Below are 6,985 nucleotides of genomic sequence, written 5' to 3'. Positions count from 1 at the left end.
TTTTTGGGGACGTCTTTGATTAATTGCCTAACCAATGTTTTTGGGAACATCCTTAATAAGGTACTACGAACCTATTTTTGTATGATAATTTGGATGGGCGGAAATATTCAAGGAGAAAAAAAAACGGCCGGGGCGTTGAAGCGTGACGCTTTCGCCCCAGCCAGAGGTCTATGGTTTGTCCAGCATGCCCTTGACGACCACTTTGGCGCCAAATCTTAAAAATTAAGTTACCGATTATGCAAAGCCGTCACCACGAAAGAAAACGTTCACTTCAACTATATGGCATTCTAACAAAAAGTTCTCCACATTCACAGACTACAGACCATTGAGAATCCTCTTCAGAAACATTAGGTTCTTGAACAATCCATGCAAAATCAACATCAGATTCAAGAGATATTGAAAGTGACTTTCCATTCTTAAAAACAATTGTTAGGCAGTTATCTCCCATGTTAATCAAATCGACAGTACCTCCCTCGCTCCAGCGCAAGCAAGTTAGTTCATATGCTTTCAGAGGCTCGTCGGTGTCCAAGCAATGTTTTTCTTGAAAACTCTTCACACGTTTTTTCCAATCTTCTTTAGCACCAAACCACCACTCGGTTAAAATCTGAAGTTCAAAAATCCAAGGGATCTCATTGCCATTGATCTCGCCAGGCTCGCTCCTTTCAAACCTCAGACAAAACGCGGTATCAAAACGAAACCCGCTAAACCCGCCACCTTTGAGTATAGCTCCAATCAATGCTTCACCTACCCTACGATCCTTTTTTGTCTTCGCGTTCAAGCTGAAATACTCCTTACACTGTTTTTAATCCAACATAGAAATCCTTGCTCTCTGAGCAAGGTCAGAGTTCAGTGGCTTTGCCATCTGAACGACTCATTTGCTACAACCGAAGCCGAGTTGTCCCCACAACTGTAGCTAAGGAGTAACAAATGAGTCGATTCAGGAAGTTATCACAAACAATTTGGCATTGCCAGTATCACATAGTTTGGACGCCCAAGTATCGATACAAAATACTCAAGGGCAAGGTAGCCGATGAGGTTGAAAACTGCGTCCGGGCCTTTTCCGCCCAACAAGGGGCGGAAGTTATAGAATTAAACGTGCAGATAGACCATGTTCACCTTCTGGTGATGATTCCGCCCAAAGTGTCTGTCTCTGGTTTTGTGGGCACGGTCAAAGGGCGAACGGCTATCCGTGTTTTGAACCGATTCCGCGAGTTGAAGCAAAAGCCCTATTGGGCAATCATTTCTGGTCGAGAGGATATTGCGTTGACACAGTAGGACTCGATTCGGAAATGATTCGAAAGTACGTCAAACATCAGGAGAAGAAGGAACGGGAATCCGAGAATCCCCGCTACTAATAACATAGTAAAATGGGGGCAACTCAACTTTGCCCTCTCAGAGGGCAAAGCAATTTTATCCCCTTCCAGGGGTTAATCCCAAGACCGGCCCCTCTGGGGTCGGATTCTTTATTTAAAACGTTTGCCCATGAATATGACCAATTGCTTTCCTCTGATTTAATGGAACAGGCCCCTCTATCCTTGCACCATTTGGATGCACATACTCTCTAGTCCCGGGCCTTGTCACGATGGTCCTTGGTCCTTGATTGGGGCCACCCCCTGGTCTGCCATTCATAACTCGAGCCTCAATGGGGCCGCTTGATGTGTTCATATGAAAAATTTGGCCACTTTCTGTTGTCGCATGAGTAGGGCCAATTTTTGTTGCACCGGAGTTAGTTATGCTTTCTATCATTTTAGATTGGCTTGCATGAACTGCAGTTCCATTCTCAGATACTATGAAATCAGCGCCACTTTTAGGCCCCCATGACCCAACTGCACCAGTCTCATCTGCAAAGAGTCTGGCAAGTCGAGAACCAACAGAATTCCCGAACTGGCTATTTCCTAAATTTGAAAGCCCTTTGGAAAGGGGTCCCTCAATTGCAGCACCGACTGTAACAAAGGCATCGCATCCATACACTATTTCCATCAGGCTATCAACTTTCCATCCATGTTCACCAAAAGAGGAGCCTAATTTCAAAAATGAAGCAAGCGGCTGAACGAATGAGTACCCGGTATTTTCAATGGCATACAGGTTTGGATGTTTTTCTGCTGTTTCCCAGGATCCTGCCCGATACACATCAATCTCATAATCCCAACGATAGGCAAAATCCGCCCATGTGTTTAGCGGGTCTCCATAAGCCCAAAGAGTAGTGCCCCATGGAGAACTGTATGGAATTCCATTATGTCCCGTTGGATCTGTATAAGCGAGCGGATTATTAAGGCAATAGGCGTAACGGTTCAGGCTTTGGGGGTTGAGGAGGTCAGGGATAATGGTATCCGCCGAGATAAAACGCCCTATGATTGGATCATAAAGCCGAGCGTCATAATTGTACAGGCCGGTGGAAAAATCCTTTTCCTGGCCGGTGTAGCGGTATTTGTCGGTAAAGGTTCCCCAGGAGCTGTTTTCCAGGCCGAAGGGGCGGTAATCCATCCCGCCCAAACGCACGCCCAATGCGTCCGTGCTGGCCGTGGAACTGCCCAAATGATCCTGGTGCATGTAGGTCATCACGCCGTTTTCATCGATTTTGGCGATGGTCATGCCGCAGCCGGAGATGTACTTCACCGGCGCGCCGTTTAACACTTCATAGCTAGCGGTCACATAATGGGTGAGGTCTCCGCCCGCTACTTCCATGACCGCCCGGGTTCCGTTTCCGTCATAGGCGAACAAAGTAGTATCGTTGCCCAACGTAATAGAAACAGGCATATCGTACCCGTCATATTGGACTGTTCGAGCAACTGGATTGTAAAGCCCGGAAAAATCCCAGCCTTGGGTCATGTTACCGTTGTTGTCGTGCTCATAATAATAAAATGGCCCCCCGCCGCGGTGAATGCTAATTAGCGGTTGATTGTTGCCGGCCCCACCATAACCATAGACGAGAGACTCACCATTATCTACCTGGGCTTGAATATTGCCAATGGCGTCATAACCGATGCATCTGTTGGTTCCGTCCGTGCCTGTCTCTCTGGTCAGCCGGTGCAGGTTATCATAAGTGTAGGTATAGGCAACGGATTGGGGCAGCCTTGAATCCACCTTCGTAGCCAGGTTTCCGGTGAGAGTATAAGAGTAAGAAAAGTTCTGAACTGGTTCTGAATTGGCGTCGGTAGTAACAATGGACTCCAGGCGCAGGGTCTGCCCGTCAAACACCTGATCCGTATACGCCCCATTGTCGTAATCAATCCGGCATGGACTGCCGTTGGGAGCGTAGCCGGAGAAAGTCGCAAGCGTTGCGCCAAGTTGTCCTATCACTTGATAAGGCAGGCTTGTGCCCGGATAATAGGTGTACGCCACCGGATATCCGTCAGGATAATAAATGTTGGTCAGATTTCCGGCCAGGTCGTACAAATAGCTTGTGGGGTTGTAGGCGGCTCCCTGGATTTCCTTGGTGGAAGCGAGAACCCGGCCCATGGCGTCATACGCCTGGACCGTGGAGGTGACCACGCCGTTGCTTTCCAGGTATAGCATGCCCACGCCGTTGGGGCAGGATGCGTCGTCGTAGGTATAATAAACCGGGTTATCGTCCGTGTTTACAAAGGTTTTGGATTCCAGGCGATTCAATCCATCGTACTCCATGACCTTCATCTGGCCCTTGGCGTCGGTCTCCATGATCTGGTTGCCGTTGGCGTCGTAGTCGTAATGCCAGGTTCCCATATTTGGATCGGTCATCTGGATCTTGCGGCATAGAGTGTCGTAGACCATGACGGTTTCATTTCCCAGGTGGTCCGTAATCTTTGTGGGATTATCAAAGGCGTCGTACTCATAATAGGTATGATAATTAAAGTCGTCGGGATCTTCGACGATTTCCAGGACGCGCCCTTTGTAATCCCGGATTTCCGTTTTCTTCTTGCCGTCCGGATCGGTGATGGTGGTTTCCAACCCGCTGTATGTATAGGTTTTGGTTGCTCCGTCCGTCATGACCGTGCTCACGACCCTGCCGCGGTCGTCATAGGTCGTCGTGGAGCCCGGATATTCCAACCATGGTGTTGCCGGATAGGTGTAGGTGTGGTCATGAAACGGCCCCCAGCTGCTTTCCACCCGGCCCATACCGTCATAAAAGGTGCGAGTGATCAGGTAGCCTGTAGCATCCTGCACAGCCGTCTGGATTGTCCTTCCGAAACCATCTTTGAACTCATAGGAGGTTGCGTAATTGCCCGAGGAAATAAGCGTGCGGGTCTTGGTGTACCGGGGAAAAACGCTGTCGAAATAGTCCGTCAGTATTTGGCCGCCGTCCGGGTAATCCTGCTGAATTACTCGGCCGAACTCGTCGAGAGTGACATAGGTCCGGTTGCCGTTGGCGTCCTTGGCCTGCGTGACTATACCATAGCGATAGTCTATGAACTCGTTTTTCGTGACATGGCCCAAGGGATTGGTCTTGGATACGGCGTAAGCATGGCACACCGAATCGTAGGTGGTTGTGGTGGTGTTGCCCATTGCATCCGACTGCTCAACAATGTTTCCGTAGGAGTCGTACTGAAACTGAAGATGCGGATTAATTCCTCCAGCCAGCCAGCCAGCCAGTTCCAGGCGTCAGTCAGGTTGCCGGTTCCGCTTTCATAGCCGTATGCGGTAGCCGCTTGCGTCACCCAGGAAGAGGAAGCGCTGTCCCATTCATAGACAGTTTTCTGGGTGTTTTTCCAAAGCCAGTCGCCTTTGTTGACATATGAATAGGAAGTGCGGATGGTTGGACCTTCCCTGCCTTGGATGGTTTTAGACGATAGGTTTCCATTGATCGGGTCGTATGTAAAGTTTTCCTGGGAATAGACGATTTCGCCATCAAAGAACTCCGTCCGTTTCTCGTCCGGCCAGATAAAGCGCCAGTCATCGGAAGGGTCCCCCGAAGCGGCCCACCGATATGTAATCTGCGACAGCAATGCGGAATCTGAGGAGAGAGTCTTTGTCAGCACACGGCCCTTAAACCAGTAATCATCAACCTCAATGGTGGCTTTTTCAATGGCGCCATCAGGATTGGTCTTGTAGGTATGCTCGAACCCCCTGAATGCTCTATCCTCAAAGGAATAGTATCCATTTTCATAGTTGTAACAGTATTGGGCAGATGGAGAGAGGCCATCGTTGACAGTCTTGGAGATTACTGTTTGTACCTTCAAAGGATGGGAAAAGTGAGTATCGTACCTGAATTGTGTTGTTGCTCCAATCCCATTGTCTATTTGGGTAACATATCCAGGCGCCTGGGAATTTGAGTAAACCCAATACAATCGATTAAGAATGGTGGTATACTGATATGCCGTTCCTGAGTTAAGAGTTTCCCCCGGAACGGCCCATAAGTCAGCACTTCCGTCACCGTTAAAATCGGCAAAGCCTTTCCAGTCCCCTGCCACAAAACTGTAATTGCCATTACTTAAAGTCATGGCTTCAGTCATGCCCTGCCCCGTGGAAAAGCGCACCATGACATGTCCATTGGAAGCATCCTGATACCACAAGTCCATTTTGCCATCGCCATTAATGTCCGCAAACCCCTTGTTGTCATAACCCACCCAATTGTCACCGTCCGTCCATTCAATAGCGTCTGCAAGTCTTTCTCCATCAGATAATCTTACATGCAGTATGTGTGATCCACTCGGCACAAACCATAGATCCTGCTTTCCATCACCATTGAAATCGGCAAAGCCTCTCCATAAGTGATTGGCCCAGTTATTGTCGGTACCCCATTCCAATATAGGGCCAAGACTCGTTCCTGTTGATAATCTGACCTTAAGGACAGTGGTTGCATTTGCACTGACAAACCAAAAATCCTGCTTTCCATCACCATTAAAATCTTCAAATCCTGTCCATATATAATTGGCCCAGTTGTTTCCAGACCCCCAGTCAACTGGAGCATCGAAACCGTTTCCATTGGAAAGCCTCACTGTTACTGTGCCACTCCAAGCTCTGACATACCAAAGGTCCTGCATACCATCGCCGTTTAAATCCGAGAATCTCACCCAATAATGGTTTGCCCAAAGGTTGTTCGCCCCCCACTCCTGGGGATCGGCGAAATTTGAGCCAGTGGACAGGCGAACAAAAATTTTTCTTGTTGAATTATTAGGAACATACCAAAGGTCAAGCATGCCATCGCCGTTAAAATCCTGAAAGCCTCTCCAATACTCATTTGGCCAATTGTTCGTGAAGCCCCAATCCTGTGCTTCACCGAATCCTTGCTCATCAGCCAAATAGATAAGGATTCTATCAGGCGTTTGCTTGTGTTGAATTCTCCAAATATCAGCTTTGCCGTCCCCGTTAAAATCCCCTATACCTTTAAACAGCTCCATATTTACATTGGAATTTCTTGTCCACTTGAATACTTTGCTGTTGATTGACCCGAACGAATTGCCTTCAGACCTGTATGTAAATGTTTTTTCAGGCAAATGCGCCCCGACTATCGTGCCATTGTGAGGCCTAACACTCGTGGGCTGACCATATTCGGTTACTCCAGCCAGCATGGAAAGGTGGGTGACGTCACTGTTAATGTATCGAAGACCATAAGCTCTGACATTTTTGTTCGAACCTTTGACCTGAATGATGCTGAGCCTTTTCCTATTATTAACTTCAAAATGGCCATCACAGGAAATGAAGTGGTCATCCCTATCCTCCAAATGAAACTGAACTGTATAATATGGAGATGCGTTTTCGTGATAGGTGTATTTAATCTCTTTGGGATAAATCTGATCTTGATAATCTTTGATTTGGTAATCTTGATGGCCCGGCAAAAAGTTTCCGGGATTAATGCCCCCACAATCAGGGCCGGTTTTTTGTTGTTTTTATAGGGAATAATGCTTGCCGCAGGATCAGATTTATGCTACTATCCATAATTAATTCAAATAATTAATAGGAATACAATGATTCGAATCCGTGACAATAAGCAACTCCCCCTGTTCGACCCCTGGGCCTATCTCGGCCCCAAACGCAGAGCCATGCTGGACGCCTCCTGGGCCGGCCT

At 47.9% G+C, this 6,985-nt stretch carries 4 protein-coding genes and 1 pseudogene; 2 read left to right on the top strand and 3 right to left on the bottom strand.

Annotated features, from left to right (window positions below; all coding sequences use genetic code 11):
• On the top strand, positions 1-219 hold a 219-nt coding region (locus BUE18_RS28385), incomplete at its 5' end, for a hypothetical protein (protein ID WP_211482852.1).
• Between the two features lie 52 nt (positions 220-271).
• Here BUE18_RS28385 and BUE18_RS26940 read toward each other — a convergent pair.
• Positions 272-778, bottom strand: a complete 507-nt coding sequence (locus BUE18_RS26940) for a hypothetical protein (RefSeq protein WP_073479213.1) — start codon at positions 776-778, stop codon at positions 272-274.
• 149 nt (positions 779-927) lie between these two features.
• On the opposite strand from BUE18_RS26940, the pseudogene tnpA reads away from it, so the two are divergent.
• Positions 928-1,355, top strand: a pseudogene (gene tnpA, locus BUE18_RS26935) (IS200/IS605 family transposase).
• Between the two features lie 112 nt (positions 1,356-1,467).
• Here tnpA and BUE18_RS26930 read toward each other — a convergent pair.
• On the bottom strand, positions 1,468-4,482 hold the full coding sequence (locus BUE18_RS26930) for an RHS repeat domain-containing protein (RefSeq protein WP_073479212.1): 3,015 nt from the start codon (positions 4,480-4,482) through the stop codon (positions 1,468-1,470).
• The gene (locus BUE18_RS26925) at positions 4,383-6,755 is read right to left on the bottom strand and encodes an FG-GAP-like repeat-containing protein (RefSeq protein ID WP_083611318.1); all 2,373 of its coding nucleotides are present in this window, start codon (positions 6,753-6,755) and stop codon (positions 4,383-4,385) included. Before BUE18_RS26925 ends, BUE18_RS26930 begins: the two co-directional genes overlap by 100 nt.
• Positions 6,756-6,985 lie beyond the last annotated feature (230 nt).

It is taken from the genome of Desulfatibacillum alkenivorans DSM 16219 (assembly GCF_900142135.1).
Lineage (GTDB): Bacteria > Desulfobacterota > Desulfobacteria > Desulfobacterales > Desulfatibacillaceae > Desulfatibacillum > Desulfatibacillum alkenivorans.
The sequence above is the reverse complement of the archived record's forward strand: the minus strand, read 5'-3'. Positions and strand labels throughout refer to the sequence as shown.